General features: G+C 63.6%; 16 protein-coding genes and 1 pseudogene. 10 read left to right on the top strand and 7 right to left on the bottom strand.

From position 1 onward, the window contains the following. Positions 1–139: 139 nt before the first annotated feature. A complete protein-coding gene (locus LB541_RS21890; protein ID WP_140495184.1) occupies positions 140–349 on the bottom strand; it encodes a hypothetical protein in 210 nt (69 codons plus the stop codon). Between the two features lie 235 nt (positions 350–584). Between LB541_RS21890 and LB541_RS21895 the strand changes: the two genes are divergently transcribed. After that, positions 585–1,832, top strand: coding sequence for a DUF3419 family protein (locus tag LB541_RS21895; RefSeq protein ID WP_224619581.1), 1,248 nt, complete (start codon positions 585–587; stop codon positions 1,830–1,832). Further along, entirely contained in the window at positions 1,829–2,494 is a 666-nt protein-coding gene (locus LB541_RS21900; protein WP_224619584.1) for a class I SAM-dependent methyltransferase, read from the top strand. The genes LB541_RS21895 and LB541_RS21900 overlap by 4 nt, the downstream gene beginning before the upstream one ends. Positions 2,495–2,498: 4 nt before the next feature. Here the strand turns inward: LB541_RS21900 and LB541_RS21905 are convergent. Further along, a pseudogene (locus LB541_RS21905) lies at positions 2,499–3,878 on the bottom strand (serine hydrolase domain-containing protein). 316 nt (positions 3,879–4,194) lie between these two features. Between LB541_RS21905 and LB541_RS21910 the strand changes: the two are divergent. Beyond that, the gene (locus LB541_RS21910; RefSeq protein WP_140516622.1) at positions 4,195–4,989 is read left to right on the top strand and encodes a GH25 family lysozyme; all 795 of its coding nucleotides are present in this window, start codon (positions 4,195–4,197) and stop codon (positions 4,987–4,989) included. A gap of 186 nt (positions 4,990–5,175) precedes the next feature. Next, positions 5,176–6,354: a lytic murein transglycosylase gene (locus LB541_RS21915; RefSeq protein ID WP_224619587.1), complete on the top strand. Its 1,179-nt coding sequence runs from the start codon at positions 5,176–5,178 to the stop codon at positions 6,352–6,354. A 108-nt stretch (positions 6,355–6,462) separates the two neighbouring features. Here the strand turns inward: LB541_RS21915 and LB541_RS21920 are convergent, their stop codons facing one another. After that, the gene (locus LB541_RS21920) at positions 6,463–7,683 is read right to left on the bottom strand and encodes an alanine racemase (protein WP_140656796.1); all 1,221 of its coding nucleotides are present in this window, start codon (positions 7,681–7,683) and stop codon (positions 6,463–6,465) included. Between the two features lie 208 nt (positions 7,684–7,891). On the opposite strand from LB541_RS21920, the gene LB541_RS21925 reads away from it, so the two are divergent. Further along, a complete protein-coding gene (locus tag LB541_RS21925) occupies positions 7,892–8,821 on the top strand; it encodes a DMT family transporter (RefSeq protein ID WP_140567395.1) in 930 nt (309 codons plus the stop codon). A 372-nt stretch (positions 8,822–9,193) separates the two neighbouring features. Here LB541_RS21925 and metF read toward each other — a convergent pair whose 3' ends face one another. Both metF and LB541_RS21935 read right to left on the bottom strand, forming a co-directional pair. Then, positions 9,194–10,111, bottom strand: a complete 918-nt coding sequence (gene metF, locus LB541_RS21930; RefSeq protein ID WP_140521221.1) for a methylenetetrahydrofolate reductase [NAD(P)H] — start codon at positions 10,109–10,111, stop codon at positions 9,194–9,196. Then, on the bottom strand, positions 10,111–11,133 hold the full coding sequence (locus LB541_RS21935) for an ArsR/SmtB family transcription factor (protein WP_140495166.1): 1,023 nt from the start codon (positions 11,131–11,133) through the stop codon (positions 10,111–10,113). Before LB541_RS21935 ends, metF begins: the two co-directional genes overlap by 1 nt. A gap of 177 nt (positions 11,134–11,310) precedes the next feature. Between LB541_RS21935 and tsaA the strand changes: the two genes are divergently transcribed. The 4 genes from tsaA to LB541_RS21955 all read left to right on the top strand — a co-directional run bounded on the left by tsaA (position 11,311) and on the right by LB541_RS21955 (position 14,209). After that, a complete protein-coding gene (tsaA, locus tag LB541_RS21940; RefSeq protein ID WP_224619589.1) occupies positions 11,311–11,832 on the top strand; it encodes a tRNA (N6-threonylcarbamoyladenosine(37)-N6)-methyltransferase TrmO in 522 nt (173 codons plus the stop codon). Further along, positions 11,832–12,146, top strand: a complete 315-nt coding sequence (locus LB541_RS21945; RefSeq protein ID WP_140495859.1) for a DUF2293 domain-containing protein — start codon at positions 11,832–11,834, stop codon at positions 12,144–12,146. Before tsaA ends, LB541_RS21945 begins: the two co-directional genes overlap by 1 nt. A 131-nt stretch (positions 12,147–12,277) precedes the next feature. Further along, positions 12,278–13,234 (top strand): aminotransferase class IV, encoded by a 957-nt coding sequence (locus LB541_RS21950; protein WP_140559513.1) that lies wholly within the window; start codon positions 12,278–12,280, stop codon positions 13,232–13,234. 135 nt (positions 13,235–13,369) lie between these two features. Beyond that, positions 13,370–14,209 (top strand): SDR family oxidoreductase, encoded by an 840-nt coding sequence (locus LB541_RS21955; RefSeq protein WP_140495160.1) that lies wholly within the window; start codon positions 13,370–13,372, stop codon positions 14,207–14,209. Between the two features lie 45 nt (positions 14,210–14,254). Here the strand turns inward: LB541_RS21955 and LB541_RS21960 are convergent, their stop codons facing one another. Next, entirely contained in the window at positions 14,255–14,881 is a 627-nt protein-coding gene (locus tag LB541_RS21960; RefSeq protein ID WP_140559511.1) for an MOSC domain-containing protein, read from the bottom strand. A gap of 180 nt (positions 14,882–15,061) precedes the next feature. Between LB541_RS21960 and LB541_RS21965 the strand changes: the two genes are divergently transcribed. Further along, the gene (locus LB541_RS21965) at positions 15,062–15,628 is read left to right on the top strand and encodes a methyltransferase family protein (protein ID WP_140495156.1); all 567 of its coding nucleotides are present in this window, start codon (positions 15,062–15,064) and stop codon (positions 15,626–15,628) included. Between the two features lie 15 nt (positions 15,629–15,643). Here the strand turns inward: LB541_RS21965 and LB541_RS21970 are convergent, their stop codons facing one another. Further along, entirely contained in the window at positions 15,644–16,765 is a 1,122-nt protein-coding gene (locus tag LB541_RS21970) for a beta-ketoacyl-ACP synthase III (RefSeq protein WP_140521227.1), read from the bottom strand. Between the last annotated feature and the right edge of the window lie 3 nt (positions 16,766–16,768).

Consider the following 16,768-nt stretch of genomic DNA (forward strand, 5'->3'; position numbering starts at 1 on the left):
AGCCAACCGGTCCCCGCTATCAAGCCAATAACGGCCTGCATCATACCTCCGGCGGCAATCGATCTCGTATCGGAACCGCTACCCGCCTGGCGAAAGGCCGACAAGACGTCGGCCCTCACCAGAACACAGGTACTATGGACTACTGCGCGGGCGCAGGAGCGGGCGTTGCCGGAGCCGGCTCGGCAGGCTTGGTCGAATTATCCGCGGGCGCCGCGGGCTTCATCGGCTGCTCGGCCGGCGGATTGGTGCTCTGGGTGGTGGTGTTATCCGTCCCCGTGCCGCTGTCGCTGCATGCAGCAACGCCGAGCAACGCAAGCGCGGACACCGACGCAAGAATGAGTTTTTTCATGATATCTCTCCTTCAACACACGCTCACGTTGCAGTGAACGGTCGAGAAGGAAATGCATCACTCAGCCATGGGTTTCGTAACGATGCGTTTCCGCATGTAACATCGCTCGCATCCTGCCCTTGCGCCTCCCCAGGGGTGAAACAGCTTTGCGCTCCCCTGTGCGGGTCGCTGTCATCCACCTGTCATAGCCGGACGTTACCCGCTTGCGGCAAAGCAAATGGGGAATCACCTTGCCATGACGGACGTTTCCGCAGATCTGGTCTTTCGCCGCGGCAAGGAAGTTGGAAAAGCGGTCTACCAGAACCGCCCCCTGTCGAAGGCAGGAATTTCCGAACGGCTGTTCGCCTTCCTGTTTTCGGGCCTGGTCTATCCGCAGATCTGGGAAGATCCCGATGTCGACATGGACGCAATGCAGCTTGGCGAAGGCCACCGCGTCGTCACCATTGCCTCCGGCGGTTGCAATATCCTGGCCTATCTCACCCGGTCGCCGGCCAGGATCGACGCCGTCGATCTCAATGCCGCTCACATAGCCCTGAACCGCATGAAGCTGGAGGCGGTGCGCCACCTGCCTTCGCAGGGCGACCTGTTTCGCTTCTTCGGTGCCGCCGGCAACAACCACAATTCTCAGGCTTACGACCGCTTCATCGCGCCGCATCTCGATCCGGTCAGCCGCCACTATTGGGAGCGCCGCAACTGGCGCGGCATCAGGCGCATCGCCGTCTTCGACCGCAATTTCTACCAGACCGGCCTGCTTGGCCTGTTCATCGCCATGGGCCACCGCACGGCTAAATTCTTCGGCGTCGACCCCGCCGGCATCATGCAGGCCAGGAACATTGGCGAGCAGCGCCGCTTCTTCCACCAGGAGCTGGCCCCGGTGTTCGAAAAGCCGCTTTTGAAATGGGCGACCTCGCGCAAGGCCTCGCTGTTCGGCCTCGGCATCCCGCCGGCGCAATATGACTCTCTCATCACGTCCGGCGACGGCACCATGGCCAGTGTGCTGAAAGCCCGGCTGGAAAAGCTCGCCTGCGACTTTCCATTGAAAAACAACTATTTCGCTTGGCAAGCCTTTGCCAGGCGCTACGCCCAACCCGGCGAAGCCGCCCTGCCCGCCTATCTTGAAAGGCAGAACTATGAGGCCATTCGCGGCAATGTAGACCGCGTCGCCATTCATCATGCCAATCTGATCGAATTCCTGGCAGGCAAGGACGCGGGTTCCGTCGACCGTTTCATCCTGCTCGACGCGCAGGACTGGATGACCGACGACCAGCTCAATGCGCTGTGGTCGGAAATCACCCGCACCGCCTCCGCCGGCGCGCGTGTCATCTTCCGCACTGCGGCCGAGCCAAGTCTGCTGCCGGGCCGCGTCTCCGCTTCCCTGCTCGACCAGTGGAGCTACGAGAGCGATGCCTCGCGCGAATTCTCCACCCGCGACCGCTCGGCAATCTATGGCGGCTTTCATCTGTACGTGAAGCGCGCCTCATGAGCACTACCGAGCTGCCGGCCAATCACGCCGAACTGATGGACGGTGTCTACCGCTGGCAGCGTCACATCTACGACCTGACCCGCAAATATTATCTGCTCGGCCGCGACCGGCTGATATCAGGGCTGGACGTTCCGCCGGGCGGCACGGTGCTGGAGCTCGGCTGCGGCACCGGGCGAAACATCATCCTCGCCGCCCGCAGCTTTCCCGGCGCGCGCTTCTATGGCCTCGACATTTCGGCAGAGATGCTGGAGACCGCGGGCACCGCGATTGCCCGCGAAGGCCTGTCCGATCGCGTCATGCTGGCAAGGGGCGACGCCACGGAGTTCGACGTAAAGGCGCTGTTCGGCCGCGACAGCTTCGACCGTGTCTTCGTCTCCTATTCATTGTCGATGATCCCAGGCTGGGAAAAGACGGTCTCCGCCGCGCTGGCAACGCTCGCTTCGGGCGGTTCCCTGCACATCGTCGACTTCGGCCAGCAGGAAGGCCTGCCGGACTGGTTTCGGACCCTGCTTCGCGGCTGGCTCAGAAAATTCCACGTCACGCCCCGTGAAATGTTGCGCGAGGTGCTGGAATCGGAATCGCGAAAAATCGGCGCAACCTTCCGTTTCCGCACACTTTATCGCGGCTACGCCTGGCTGGCGGTGGTCCGGCCGAGCAGCTGATTGGCTAGCGCAGCGCCTTCACCAATGCCCCGACCATGGTCTGCGGCCTGTAGCCCAGCTTGGCCGGCGTCAGGCCGAGCCGCACCACCACTAATTGCTCGGATGGAATGATGGCGACGGTCTGCCCATCATGCCCCTCCATCCAATAGGTGTCCTTGGGCAGGCCCGCCGCCACGCCGGCACCGGGGTTTTCCTCGTCGCCCGGCGCCTCGATCCACAATTGCCCCTTGCTGTAGACTTTCGAGGCCGACGCAGGTTCGCGCATTCAGTCGACGAAACCGGCCGGCAGTATCTGGTTGCCGTTCCAGACCCCGCCCTGCAGCAGGAACTGGCCGAAGCGGGCCCAGTCATGGGCGGTGGCGTAGAGATAGGATGAGCCGACGAACGTGCCCTGTTCGTCGGTCTCGAGCACGGCGCTGTGCATGCCCAGCGGCTCGAACAGCGCGGTGCGCGGCCACGTCAACGCCTTGGCCTTGTCGCCGACCGCATCCTGCCAGAGCCGCGACAGCATCACCGCCGTTCCGCTCGAATAGGAGAACACCTTGCCCACCTCGCCCGTGAGCGGCTTGGCTTCGGCAAAGCCCGCCATGTTGGGTTCGAGATAGAGCATGCGCGTCACGTCGGCGACGTCGCCATAGTCTTCGTTGAATTCCAGCCCGCTCGACATCGCCATCATGTCGGCAAGGCTGATCGCGGCGCGGCCATCGGCCTTCCACGGCGCGAAAAGGCCCTGGTTGGTCATCGCCATCTTGCCGTTCTTGACCAGCGTGCCGACTATGGCGGCATTGACCGTCTTGGTCATCGACCAGCCGAGCAACGGCGTTCGGGCGGAAAAGCCCTCGCCATAGCGTTCCGCCACGACGCGGCCGTTCTTGACCACCACCACGGCGCGCATGCCGGCGCCGGTCATGGCGGCATCGTCGACGATCTTCGCCACCTCCGAGTTCTGCGAGGCTTCGACCCGCTCGCCTTCCGGCCACAGCGCATCCTGTCTTGCCGCCGAGGGTTCGACATGGATCGCCGTGCGCCGCGCCTTGCCGACATCGCCATCCGGAACCGAGGCGCAGCCCAGCCCGTCGCGAGAAACCGCGATGCTCTTGCCGAGGAAGCCAAGCAGGCCGGCGGAAACTGTGCCCCGGTTCTTGTCGACCGAGACCCGCATCAGTTTGAGCAAGGGATGACCGGGCGCCTGCACATCGACGGCAAGCACCTCGTTGGCATCGCGCCCGGCGACGAAAACGTTCGAGCAGACGATCTTTGCCGAATAGCCCGAGCCGACCCGGATCAGTTCGGGCGGCGCGAAATAGAGCCACCCAAACAGCGCCACGACCGCCAGCACCACCAGGCCGAGCAGCCGTTTGACGATCTTGGCAATGATCCGCATCTTTCCCGCCCCCGAATCCAGGCTCGATCCATGTCATCGATTTGCCGCCATTGCTTCCGCAAAATCATGGGCCTTGTCGAGCGTCGTCAACCTGATATCAACCATGATCGGCGATCACAGGTGCATGTCGCCCAACAGCGCGCCGCGTTTTTGGGATCACGGCAGGAAACAAAATCAAAGCGCGCCGAAAAAATGCGCGTTTTGGCGATATACCGGGCGATGCTGTGGGGCGATCGTCCGGCGGGGGCCAGACCAAGCGCCGGCCATCAGTGCACAGACCCATCAGCAACCGGCTGCAACCGGCTCGGGAGTTGCAATGCGCCGTCTCGCGGCCCTTTTCATGCTGACGCTGCTGGGCGCCTGCTCGACCGTGGAGGATCTGTCGCCACTGTCGCCATCCAGCACCCCTTCGGTTGCGGTGCGCGCGCCCCGCTTCGCCGATTCCAAGCCGCATGAATGGGACAGCGGCGCGCCCTGGAATTACGCAGTTCACGGCACCGACGTCTCAAAATACCAGACCTCGGTCGACTGGCCGACCGCCAAGGCCAGCGGTATTTCCTTCGCTTTCATCAAGGCGACGGAGGGCGGCGACCGTTTCGATGATTATTTCAACGAGCATTGGGCGCGCACCAAAGCCGCCGGCGTTCCTCGTGCCGCCTATCATTTCTTCTATTTCTGCACTCCGGCGGCGGTACAGGCGCGCTGGTTCATCCGCAACGTCCCCGTCGACCGTTCGGCCATGCCGCCGGTGCTGGACATGGAATGGAACCCGAAATCGCCGACCTGCAGGCTGCGCCCCGACCCGGCCACCGTGCGCGCGGAGATGACCACCTTCCTCGAAATCGTCGAGCGGCATTACGGCAAGAAGCCGATCATCTACACGTCGGTAGACTTCTTTGAAGACAACGAGCTGTCGACCTTCCGCGGTTATCCCTACTGGCTACGCTCCGTCGCCGGCCACCCGCGTCAGAAATATGGCAGCCACCCCTTCACCTTCTGGCAGTATACGGGAACCGGCATCGTTCCCGGCATGATCGGCAAGTCCGATATAAACGTCTTCAACGGCAGCCAAGCCGCCTGGGACAAATGGTTGAGGCAGAACACCCGTTGACACCGTGTCAACGGGTGCCAAGCCGCCCGGAGGAAGGGTTGCTGCAGAACACCCGTTGACACCGGGCCTGCCGCCTGCTTTCGACACGGCCGGCGGCCAAGAGTGCAACCGCCGGTATTCCGGGGCGACGCGCATCCAGATGGACAGCAAGGCCGCCCGGGAATCCTGAATGTCGAAAGGAAGTCTATGCGACTGCGTCCCCAAGCCCTCGCGGTGCTGTTCCTGTGCGCCACGGCCTTGCCGGCGATGGCGCAGGAATGTGGCGGCGACTTCGAAACCTGGAAGCAGGGCGTGGCAGCGGAAGCCAAGGCGGCGGGTGTCGGCCCTGTCGGCCTCGAAGCGCTCGAGGATGCCAGCTTCGACGAGAGGGCCCTGGCGCGCGACCGTGCGCAGGGCGTCTTCACCCAGACCTTCATCGAGTTCTCCAACCGGATGATCTCGGCCTACCGGCTGAAGCAGGGCGCGGCGAACATGAAGAAATATGCCGATATCTTCGCCCGCGCGGACCAGCAGTTCGGCGTCCAGGCGCCGGTCATCACCGCCTTCTGGGCGCTGGAGACCGATTTCGGCGCCGTGCAGGGCGATTTCCATACGCTCAGCGCGCTGGTGACGCTTTCCCATGATTGCCGCCGCCCGCAGCTGTTCCGGCAGCAGCTGGTGCCGTTACTGGAATTGATCGACCATGGCGTGCTGCCGGCCGACGTCAACGGCGCCTGGGCTGGCGAGATCGGCCAGACGCAGATCCTGCCTTCGGATTATCTTGCCCGCGGCGTCGATGGCGACGGTGACGGCAAGATCGACCTGCGGGGCAGCGTGCCGGACGTGATTATGACCACGGCCAACAAGGTGCTGTCGCGCGGCTGGAAGCGCGACGAGCCCTGGATCCAGGAAGTGCGCGTGCCCGACGAGATGCCTTGGGACCAGACGGGCCGCACCAACAAATTGCCGCTGACGCAATGGGCGCAGTGGGGCGTCACCAATCCCGACGGCTCGCCGCTGGTCGACAAGGGCCTGAAGGCCGGGCTGGCGCTGCCCATGGGCCGCAAGGGGCCGGCCTTCCTCACTTACGAAAATTTCGACGTCTATCTCGAATGGAACCAGTCCTTCACCTACGCGCTGACCGCGGCCAATCTTGCCGCGCGGCTGGCCGGCGCGCCGCCGATCGACCCGCGCAATCCCGAACCGGGGCTCAACAACGAGCAAATGAAGGCGCTGCAGACCAAGCTGGAAACCAAGGGCTACGATGTTGGCACGGTCGACGGGATCTTGGGCACCAACACCCGCGAAGCGATCCGCAAGGAGCAGACGCGGCTGGGACTGCCCGTGGACGGCTGGCCGACGCCGGAGCTTTTAGCGAAGCTGTGAGTAGTAAGTAGTAAGTAATGACGGAGCCATTTCCCTACTCTCTACTCTCTACTCTCTACTCTCTACTCTCTACTCCCTACTCCCTACTCCCTACTCCCTACTCCCTACTTAATCCGCCATCGTCTCCAGACTCGCCAATCCCACCGGCGCGTCGCCCTCGTCGAAGGACGTCGCCACCTCGACGAAAGTGTCGGGATAGAAGCCGTTGAAACGGGTTCTCAGCGACAGCGAATAGGCGCCGATATGGCCGATCTCGATCCAGTCGCCGGTGTCGACGGTTTCCGGCAGCCAGAACGGCCGCGACAATATGTCGACGGAATCGCAGGTCGCGCCGCAGACCTTGAACGGCACGATGGTTTTCTCGTCGCCATTGCGCGTGCGGATCGCCGGATCGGGAATGAAGCGCGCCGGCAGCGTGATCTTGCCGGTCCATGAATCCGACAGCGACGCCCAGATGCCGTCATTGATGTAGAGCCGCTTGCCCTTGCGCAAAAGCACCCGCACGATCAGCGACAGGCAGCGCGCCACGATCACCCGGCCGGGCTCGGCCACCAGCGGCATCTGGTCGAACTGGTATTCCTTGAGGTCTCCAGAAAGCCGCGACATGATCTGGCCGAGCGACGGCATCGCGACTTGCTTGCGGTTGGGATCATGCCCGTATTCGGCCGGAAAACCGCCGCCGACATCGAGACCGGCCAGGTCGAAGGTCAGCCGGTTGCGCACCCAATCGGTGGAAGCCAATGCCCTTTCGTAGGTGTCGGGGTCCTCGATCTGGCTGCCGACATGGAAGCACAGGCCGACCTTGTAGCCGGTACGGTTCAGCCGCTCGGCGAGCTCGACCGCATAGGCCGGCCCGGCGCCGAACTTCTTCGACAGCTCGTAAGCCGCATGGCCCTTGGTCTGCACTCGAACGAACACGCTGATTGCGCCCGGGTCAATGTCGAGTGCCCTGACCACCCGCGTCAGTTTGGTGATCTCGTCTTCGTGGTCGAGCGCAATGACGCGGATGCCGTATTTCTCCAGCGCCAGCTTGATGTCCGACTGCGCCTTGACGGGATGCATGTAGAGCATCTCGGCATCGGCCGAGACCGCGCGCACGGCGGCGAACTCGCCGGGCGAGGCCACGTCGAAGGCGGAGACGCCGGCCTCGACCAGCGTCTTCAGCACGATCTGCTCGCCATTGGTCTTGACCGCATAGGCCGTCTTGCCGGGGAACATGCCCATGAACTGCAAGGCATCGGCCTTCAGCACCTGCGGGCGGAAGCAGTAGACCGGATCGTCCGGGCGAAGCGCCAGTGCCGCCTCGCGGGCATTCTCGAATCGCTGCATGGACGAATCCTTGACCTAGCCTGCGCACAATTAATCCAAGCTAGCGGCCAATGAAAACAATTCTGTGTCTCTTGCGCCTGGCGGCAGGGCGCTAGGCTTTGTCGGGGGAGACAGGCCATCGGGCAGGTTTCGGGTGGTTCTTGCCTGCGAACCCGATATGGCTTCTGTCTGGCTGCCTGCATTCGGCCGTCCGGGGAGGACGCATCACATGGCAATAGCCGCGACATCAGCACCGCGCGGACCGATGGCGCTCAAGGAGTGGGCGCAGCTTCTGCTGCTCGGCGCGATCTGGGGCGGCTCCTTTTTCTTCGCCCGCATTGCCGTGGCGGAGCTTCACCCGCTGGTGCTGGTATTGTTTCGCGTCGCCATCGCGGCACTCGCTTTACAGCTCTATCTCTTCCTGCGCGGCCCATCCTCCCGCCTTGCCCTTCCTCATGCAGGACTGTTCTTCCTACTGGCCTTCACCAACAACGTCGTGCCTTTTTCGCTGATCTTCGCCGGCCAGACCGAGCTTGGCGCCGGCGTCGCCTCGGTGCTCAATGCGACCACGCCGTTCTGGACGCTGATCCTCGCCAACGCCCTGACATCGGACGAGAAGCTCTCCTGGAACAAGCTGGCCGGCATTGCGCTTGGCGTCGCCGGCACGGCTGTGATGATCGGCCCCGGCCTGGTTGCCGGCCTCGGCGGCCCGGTCTGGGCCAAATTCGCGCTGATCGGAGCATCGTTGTCCTACGGCGTCGCACTGATGGTCGCCCGTCGCTTCAAGGGCGTGCCCTCGCCGGTCATTGCCACCGGGCAGCTGACCGCCTCGACCATCATCATGATCCCGGTCGTGCTGCTTGCGCACGGTCCCGCCGGCCTATTCTCGGCCTCCCCGCCCGTCTGGGCGGCGGTGCTGGCGCTGGCGCTGCTGTCCACCGCCTTCGCCTATATCCTCTATTTCAACCTCGTCGCCTCGGCCGGCGCCACCAACGCCTCCCTGGTGACGCTGATCGTGCCGGTCAGTGCCATGCTGCTCGGTTTCCTGTTCCTCGGCGAGCGGCTGGAATTGTTCGAAATCGGCGGCATGATGCTGATCGGTCTCGGCCTGGTGATCATAGACGGGCGCCTGTTCATCCGCAGGGTAGCGCTGCCATGACATGCCAACGACACGAAGCCGCCATAATTTATTCACAGGTTCGTATCTGGTTTTTGCCTAGAAGTTTCAACGCCTAACGGCGAAAACGAGGTCGCAAACTCCACAATCGCGTCGCAATGCAGCACATTTTCCGCTTGCCTGTGGCACAAATGACCCTAGACTCCGGCCATAGCTCTTTAAGAGGAGGCTATGTCATGGGACTTACGAGGCCAATCAACGCATTGATGATCTGTGCTGCGTTTGCATTCATCGGCGCCCTCATTATAGGCGTTCTTCCCTGAACCCGCCAAAAACGGGGAAGACCAGCACCCAATAATCAACCAGTTTGAAAGGCCGGGTTTTTACCCGGCCTTTCTGCATCTCAAGCCCGGTTCAGGCGGCTGCGGAGCCAGCCACTTCCGCCTCATGCGAGCGGATGCCGATCATGTGGCAGACGGCAAAGACGAGGTCGGCCCGGTTCATCGTATAGAAGTGGAAATCGCCCACGCCCCGCTCGACCAGGTCCAGCACCTGCTCGGCCGCCACCGCCGACGCGACCAAGGCATGCGTCTGCGGATCATTCTGCAGGCCGTCGAAACGTTCGGCCAGCCATGCCGGCACCAGCGCGCCGCAACGTGCCGAGAAATTGGCGACCTGGGTGAAATTGTGCACCGGCAGGATGCCCGGCACGATCGGAATGTAGATGCCGGCTCGACGCGCGCGCTCGACATAGCGCTCGTAGAGATCGTTGTCGAAGAAGAACTGGGTGATCGCCCGCGTCGCGCCATTATCGACCTTGCGCTTCAGCATGTCGATGTCGGTGGCGAAGTCGGGGCTTTCCGGATGCTTTTCCGGATAGGCCGAGACCGAGATGTCGAAATCGCCGGCGCTCTTCAGCGCACCGACCAGCTCGGCGCCATTGGCATAGCCGTCCGGGTGCGGACGATAGGCGGTGCCGACGCCCGCGGCCGGATCACCGCGCAGGGCGACGAACCGCTTCACACCCATCTCGGCGAATTCCTGGATCACCGCATCGACCTGAGGGCGCGGGGCGTCGACGCAGGTCATGTGCGCTGCCGGCGTCAGGCTGGTCTCCTTCAGGATGCGGCCTACGGTGCGTGCCGTGCGCTCCCGAGTCGAACCGCCGGCGCCATAGGTCACCGAGACGAATTTCGGCTTCAGCGGTTCCAGTCGGGTGACCGTGTCCCACAGCCTCGCCTCCATCTCATCCGACTTTGGCGGGAAGAATTCGAAGGAAACCCTGACCTTGTCGCCAATGTCGGGGCGGCGGGAAAAGCGGAACTGGTTCATCAGGCGATTTCCCCTATCGAACTCACTTTGGTCTGCTGGCTGTCATTGGCAGGATCGGCGATCAGCAGGCGCCGGTCGCGGCCAAGCCAGAGCTTGACCGTGAGCCTGGCCTCGGTGCCGCCGCGCGGCTCGAACTCCTGGGCATCTTCGAGATCAAGGCCCGCTTCGGAGAACCACTCGCCGATCTGCCGGTCGGAAAAGCCGAGGCGCATATGCGCGTGCTCGTCGCGCAGGAATTCCAGGGTATGCGGCGCGAAATCGACGATCACCAGCCGTCCGGAAGGGCGCAGCAGCCGCGCCGCCTCATGGATGGCGCGCGCAGGATCATCGAGATAATGCAGCACCTGATGGATGGTGACGAGATCGAAGGCGTCGCGCTCGACCGGCGGCGAGAAGATGTCGCCCTGCCGCACCTGAGCATTGGAGACGCCGGCCTTGTCGAGGTTGGCGCGCGCGACGGTCAGCATCTCGCGCGACATGTCGATGCCGATGCCGCGCCGGTAGAGCGGCGAGAATATCTCCAAGAGGCGTCCGGTGCCGGTGCCGAGATCGAGCATCGACTGGAACGGCCGCTTGCCGACGAGCTTCATGAGGGCTGCCTCGACCGCACGGTCAGGCACGTGCAGGGAGCGGATATGGTCCCAGCTTGCCGCGTTCTGCGAAAAATACTCCGCCGCGCGGTCCTGCCGCTTGCGCTTGACCGAGGCCAGCCGCTCGAGATCGCGCTCGACCTGCGGATCGGCGCCGCGAATGCCGGCGACCAGCCGCAGCACGAAGTCGCGCGCGGAATCCGTATCCGACAGCCGGAAGAAGGCCCACGACCCCTCCTGGTAACGACCGATCAGCCCGGCCTCCAGGAGCAGCTTCAAGTGGCGTGACACGCGCGGCTGCGACTGGCCGAGAATCTCGGTAAGATCGGACACGGTGAGATCGCCGCGCGACAGCAGCGCCAGTATGCGCAAGCGGCTCGATTCGGCCGCCGCCTTCAATGTGTCCACCATGGTGTCGAGCGCGACATGCATCAGCGTATTCTCTTTGAAAAAGATATAAACATATGTTTATGTCGATTTTCACAGCCTGGCAAGCGCTATGTCGCTTCCGGACAAGAAAATGCCGCAGGCGTGATTTCTCGGTGCATGTCGCCCAAAAAAGTGTAGCGGTTTGGGGCAAAGACATGCGCCAACAAAAAGATGGTTGAAATGACTGGACGGCGTGAGATGTTCGAGGCGCGGGAGGGCGAGCAGAGGCTGGAGATCGATCCGGCGCTGATGCCGGCGGATGGCGGCATTGTCTTCATAGGCCGCATCGCCTCGCCATGGACGACGCGCGAAACCTGCCCCAAGAACATGCGCACGGCGCGTGAGACCCGACAGCCGGCAGCGCTGACGATCGACCCGCCCTACCGCGCCGGCCTGCAAGGGCTGGAGCGCGCCAGCCATCTCGTCATCCTGTCGTGGCTGCACCACGCGCCGCGGACTCTGATCGTGCAGAAACCGCGCCATGCGGCTGAAGCAAAAGGTGTATTCGGTCTGCGCTCCCCTGCCCGACCGAACCCGATCGGCCTGCATGTGGCGAAACTGGTTGCGCTCGACCTCGCCACCGGGCGCATCGAGATCGACGCCATCGACGTGCTCGACGGCACCCCGGTGGTCGACATAAAACCCTATTTCGCATCGACCGATGCCTTTGCCGAGGCGACCATCGAAGGGCGCGACGAATGATGAAGGCGCCGACCGGCCGCCGCCGCGCCGTCGCCAAGGCGTTGACCGCGCTTCTGCCGCTGGCGCCCTATGCCGATATGGAGAAGATCCGAGCGGATGCCGGCTCCGTCCACATGAAGACCTTGCCGCCGACCATTGCCGTGTGGCTGGCGACGGTTGCCCATATCCGCCACGCCCATACCGACTACGAAAAGCTGCTCGCCGAAGGTTATGACCGCGACTCGGCGCGTTTCTTCGTCATCGAGCAGACCAATGTCGTGCTTACCCGCTGGCGCGCCACCCGCCTGCTCGACGCCGACGACGAGGATGATTGAAGCTGTTGCCGGTCCGGCACGGCGCTCGGTAGCATGGCTGGCAGCTTTTCACTTCGAGGACGAACGACGCCGGATGACTGGCTCTATGCCCTCTGCCTGACACCGATAGCCTGTGATGCAAGGAGGTGCCGATGAGCCAGACCGCACAGGATACACGGCCGCTGCCTGTGGTGAGCGATCGCCACGTCGACCCGCATGCTTATCCCGACGGCATCGCCTTCCTCGACGGCCAGTACCTGCCGATGTCGCAGGCCAAGATCTCGGTGCTGGATTGGGGATTCCTGCATTCCGATGCCACTTACGACACGGTGCATGTCTGGAACGGCTGCTTCTTCCGGCTTGACCTGCATCTCGACCGCTTCTTCGGCGGACTGGAGAAATTGCGCATGACGATCCCGTTCGACCGCGATGGCGTGACGGAGATCCTGCACAATTGCGTGGCACTGTCGGGACACAGCGCCGCCTATGTCGAAATGCTGTGCACGCGCGGCGCTTCCCCTACTTTCAGCCGCGATCCGCGCCAGGCGATCAACCGCTTCATGGCGTTTGCCGTGCCGTTCGGCTCGGTCGCCAATCCCGAGCAGTTACAGCGCGGCCTCAATGTCGCCATCAGCGACAAGGTGCGCATTCCGCCGGCCTCGATCGACCCGGCGATCAAGAACTACCACTGGCTCGACCTGGTGCGCGGCCTTTACGATGCCTATGACCGCGGCGCCGAGACAGCGCTCATTCTCGACTTCAACGGCAATGTCGCCGAAGGTCCGGGCTTCAACGTCTTCTGTATCAAGGACAACAAGCTCTCGACGCCGGCGATCGGCGTGCTACCCGGCATAACCCGCCGCACTGTCTTCGATCTCTGTGCGCTGGAAGGCCTCTTCGCCACCCCGGCGGACGTCAGTGTCGCGGCATTGCGCGAGGCCGACGAGGTCTTCATCACCTCTACCGCCGGCGGCATCATGCCGGTCACGATGATCGACGGCAGCCCAGTCGCGGACGGCAGGCCCGGCGCGATTACCGGCCGACTGATGGCGCTCTATTGGGACAAGCATAAGGATCCGGCCTGGTCGAGCGCTGTACGCTACCCCTGACCGGTCGCCGCTCCCGTCCAAATAATTCCGCCACCGCCTCTGGAAAGTCGCGGGACGCACCGTATATGGCACAAAGCGGAGAGGCCTCCACTTATCTCTGAAAAAATTCCAGCTTGCACGGGCAAGGACTTCATCATGACAAACAAGGTTTGGTTCATCACCGGATCGTCGAAAGGTTTTGGCCGGGTCTGGGCCGAGGCCGCGCTCGCTCGCGGCGACCGCGTCGCGGCAACCGCCCGCGATGCCGGCACACTCGCCGATCTCGTCGAGAAGTATGGCGACAACATCGCGGCGATAAAGCTCGACGTCACCGACAAGAAAGCCGTCGATGCCGCAATCACCGGGGCGCACAAGCGCTTTGGCCGGCTCGACGTCGTCGTCAACAATGCCGGCTATGGCCATTTCGGCGCCATCGAGGAGGTCAGCGAGCAGGAAGCCCGCGACCAGATCGAAACCAATGTGTTCGGCGCGCTGTGGGTCACCCAGGCCGCCTTGCCGATCATGCGGGCGCAGCGCTCCGGCCACATCATCCAGATCTCGTCGATCGGCGGCGTCAATGCCTTCGCCTCGCTTGGCCTCTACCACGCCTCGAAATGGGCGCTGGAAGCCTTCAGCCAGTCGCTGAGCCTCGAGGTCGCGGAGTTCGGCATCCATGTCACGCTGGTCGAGCCCGGCGGCTTCTCCACCGACTGGGCCGGTCCGTCGGCCAAGGTCTCCAAAGCGCTGGACGCCTATGCGCCCGTCCGCGCTGCCATGGCGGAGCGCCGCAGCCGCGCCGTGGCCGGCGATCCCGAGGCCACCGGACCGGCGATGCTGGCCATCGTCGACGCGGCCGAGCCACCTCTCAGAGTATTCTTCGGCGACGGCGGGCTGCCGATGATCAAGCAGGAATACGCCAACCGCATCGCCACCTGGGAAAAGTGGGACCATGTTTCGGTCATGGCGCAAGGCGCCAACAAGAACCGCAAGGCCTAGTCCGGGTCGCTCAGCCACGCCGTTTCGAGCGGCGTGGCTACCTCGTCAGGCGCGATAAATCCACTGCTCGGGCACCCGCACGGAGATTTCCTCGCCGGACCTGACGATTCCGGGCTTCTCGACCCAGCCTACAAGGCCCCGCAGCCGCTTGGCCACTTTCGGAAAGAGCAGCGCGGTGGCGTCATGGTCCGCCGCCCGGACATGCTCGGCGATCGATTGCCCGGCGACGCGGCATGGTTTGTTCTGGGCATCGATCTTGATCGTCACGCCGCCCTGGAAGAACAGCAGCGAGCCGGATGGCAACATCGAAAGATGCGGCACCCCTTCGATCAGCAAATTGGCGCCGATCCACTCGGGCTTGATCTCCTCTAGGCCCATGCGTTCGGCGACCAGCGCGAGTTCGTCCGCCGCCACCAGCGACAACTGCCTCTCGTTGCGCATCTCGGTGCCGCGCGGATACCAGGGTTCGCGCCCGCCGGAGCGTCGCGCTATCCCGGCATGAAAATCGCCGGCTATACCGTCGAAGCCCATCTGCAATTTCTCGACCGCCTTGGTTTCGAAATGGTCGAACGGAGCGGCATAGAGCGCCACCGCCCTTGCCGCCAGCTTGCGGCCCGGCACGATGTCGACCGTCAGGTCCGCCGGAAAAAGCTCGAAGTTGGTTTCCTGCATCAGTCTCGTCTAGAGGCCCTGCGCAATGCGGTCCAGTCGAAAGCGCTGATGATCCGATCACGCCGTTTGATGCCGATCACGACTTTCTTACCGGAAACGCCGTTGCGGTCCTCAGCGCGCCGCATTGCCGCCGCGCCGCCGGCATAGACGATGGCGCCAGATCGGGAGGAGGTTCGGGTCATGCAGGTGGGACACGCCGTTGCCGCGCTCTGGTTGTTCTGGCTGGTATCGTGGATCCTTGCCGCTTCATGGGCCGATCCCGTGCGCAAGCGGGCGGATTTCAGGGCGGAGGCGCGATATCGGGTTCTCTGGCTCGCCGGTACCGTCCTGCTGTTCGTTCCGGCGCACGGCTATGTGGGTCGGCTTCGGCTCTGGACACCGACGCTCACCCAAGCCTGGATTTGCGTCGCCCTGATCGCCATCGGCATCGCCTGTGCATGGTGGGCCCGCCTGCATCTCGGCCGGCTGTGGTCCAGCACGGTAACGGCCAAGGCCGATCATCGCATCATCGACACCGGCCCTTACGCGCTTGTCCGTCATCCGATCTATACGGGCCTGCTGCTTTCGATCCTCGCCACCGTGGCCGTCAAGGGCACGGTATGGGGCGTCGCGGGCGCCGCCCTGCTGCTTGTCGGGATCGTCATCAAGGCGAGGCTGGAGGAAAGTTTCCTGCGCGGCGAGCTTGGGCCCGCCTATGACGACTACGCGCGCCGCGTGCCGATGCTCGTTCCCTTTTCGCCGGCCTGAAGCGGCAAGCGCGTCCTACAGCATCCGCAGCAGCGCGCCGCCGATCGAATACCCCGCGCCGAAAGCGCAGATCAGCCCGAAGTCGCCCGCCTTCATGTCGGCATGGTTCTCCGACAGCGCGACGATGGCGCCGGCGCCCGCCGTGTTGCCGAGACGCTCCAGCACCATGGGCGCGCGGTCATGATCGACCTCGTGGCCGAATGAGAGTTTCAGGATCATGGCGTTCATGCGCGCATTGGCCTGGTGCAGCCAGAAGCGTCGCACCGCCTGCGGCGTCAGGCCGTGCTCGGCCAGGAACTCCACGATGAATTTGTGCCCGGCGACGGTGACTTCCTTGAACACCTTGTTGCCGACCTGCTTGATCAGATTGCCCTCCAGATCGATCCTGTAGGGATCGTCCTGTGCGGTGCGGGTGTGGTAGCCGAGATTGGTGCGGATGTTGTTCGACATCTGCGTCCAGATGCGCGTGTCGAGCACTTCGAAACGTCCCGGCCGTTTCTCGCCGAGTGCCAGCCCTTCGACCACCATCGACACCGAGGCGTCGCCGAAGATGAAATGCGTCTGCCGGTCGCGGAAATTGAGATGGCCGGTGATGATCTCGGGCGTCGTCACCAGGATGCGCTTGTGGGCGCCCGCACGCACGAGATTGACCGCCATGTGAAGTGCCGCCGCGGCGGATGAGCAGCCGAGCCCCATGTCGAAGCCCGCCCCCTTGGTGCCCAGGGCCTGCTGCATCTCGATGGCGATCGCCGGATAGGGCCGCTGGTGGTGCGAGGCCGAGCAGATCACCAAATCGATATCGGACGGCTTCAGCCCGGCATGATCGAGGGCCTTGCGGGCCGAAGCTATGCCGAACTCGGCCTCCAGCGACAGCGCATCGTCCGGCCGCGCCGGAATGCGCGGTGCCATACGGGTCGGGTCGAGTATGCCTTCGCGCTCGATCACATGACGGCTGCGCACGCCCGAGGCGTGGACGATGAAGTCGCTGTCCGATTTCTGCAGCAGCGGCTGGTCCGTGCCCGACCGGCGCGCGTTTTCCGTGTCGACCCAGCTGTTGAAACTGGCGACCAGTTCCTCATTGCTGATCTCAGGCTCGGGGATTTCGACGCCGATACCGCTGATGATGACGCGATGCATGTC

It is taken from the genome of Mesorhizobium sp. BR1-1-15 (genome assembly GCF_020165475.1).
Lineage (GTDB): Bacteria > Pseudomonadota > Alphaproteobacteria > Rhizobiales > Rhizobiaceae > Mesorhizobium.

Bases quoted from the DNA above. Each gene is read 5' to 3' on its own strand.
- LB541_RS21960 (WP_140559511.1), bottom strand. From the start codon at position 14,881: ATGCAGGAAACCAACTTCGAGCTTTTTCCGGCGGACCTGACGGTCGAC.
- tsaA (WP_224619589.1), top strand. From the start codon at position 11,311: ATGACTGGACGGCGTGAGATGTTCGAGGCGCGGGAGGGCGAGCAGAGG.
- metF (WP_140521221.1), bottom strand. From the start codon at position 10,111: ATGAACCAGTTCCGCTTTTCCCGCCGCCCCGACATTGGCGACAAGGTC.
- LB541_RS21895 (WP_224619581.1), top strand. From the start codon at position 585: ATGACGGACGTTTCCGCAGATCTGGTCTTTCGCCGCGGCAAGGAAGTT.
- LB541_RS21950 (WP_140559513.1), top strand. From the start codon at position 12,278: ATGAGCCAGACCGCACAGGATACACGGCCGCTGCCTGTGGTGAGCGAT.
- LB541_RS21945 (WP_140495859.1), top strand. From the start codon at position 11,832: ATGAAGGCGCCGACCGGCCGCCGCCGCGCCGTCGCCAAGGCGTTGACC.
- LB541_RS21920 (WP_140656796.1), bottom strand. From the start codon at position 7,683: ATGCAGCGATTCGAGAATGCCCGCGAGGCGGCACTGGCGCTTCGCCCG.
- LB541_RS21925 (WP_140567395.1), top strand. From the start codon at position 7,892: ATGGCAATAGCCGCGACATCAGCACCGCGCGGACCGATGGCGCTCAAG.
- LB541_RS21965 (WP_140495156.1), top strand. From the start codon at position 15,062: ATGCAGGTGGGACACGCCGTTGCCGCGCTCTGGTTGTTCTGGCTGGTA.
- LB541_RS21915 (WP_224619587.1), top strand. From the start codon at position 5,176: ATGCGACTGCGTCCCCAAGCCCTCGCGGTGCTGTTCCTGTGCGCCACG.
- LB541_RS21955 (WP_140495160.1), top strand. From the start codon at position 13,370: ATGACAAACAAGGTTTGGTTCATCACCGGATCGTCGAAAGGTTTTGGC.
- LB541_RS21935 (WP_140495166.1), bottom strand. From the start codon at position 11,133: ATGCATGTCGCGCTCGACACCATGGTGGACACATTGAAGGCGGCGGCC.
- LB541_RS21970 (WP_140521227.1), bottom strand. From the start codon at position 16,765: ATGCATCGCGTCATCATCAGCGGTATCGGCGTCGAAATCCCCGAGCCT.
- LB541_RS21910 (WP_140516622.1), top strand. From the start codon at position 4,195: ATGCGCCGTCTCGCGGCCCTTTTCATGCTGACGCTGCTGGGCGCCTGC.
- LB541_RS21890 (WP_140495184.1), bottom strand. From the start codon at position 349: ATGAAAAAACTCATTCTTGCGTCGGTGTCCGCGCTTGCGTTGCTCGGC.
- LB541_RS21900 (WP_224619584.1), top strand. From the start codon at position 1,829: ATGAGCACTACCGAGCTGCCGGCCAATCACGCCGAACTGATGGACGGT.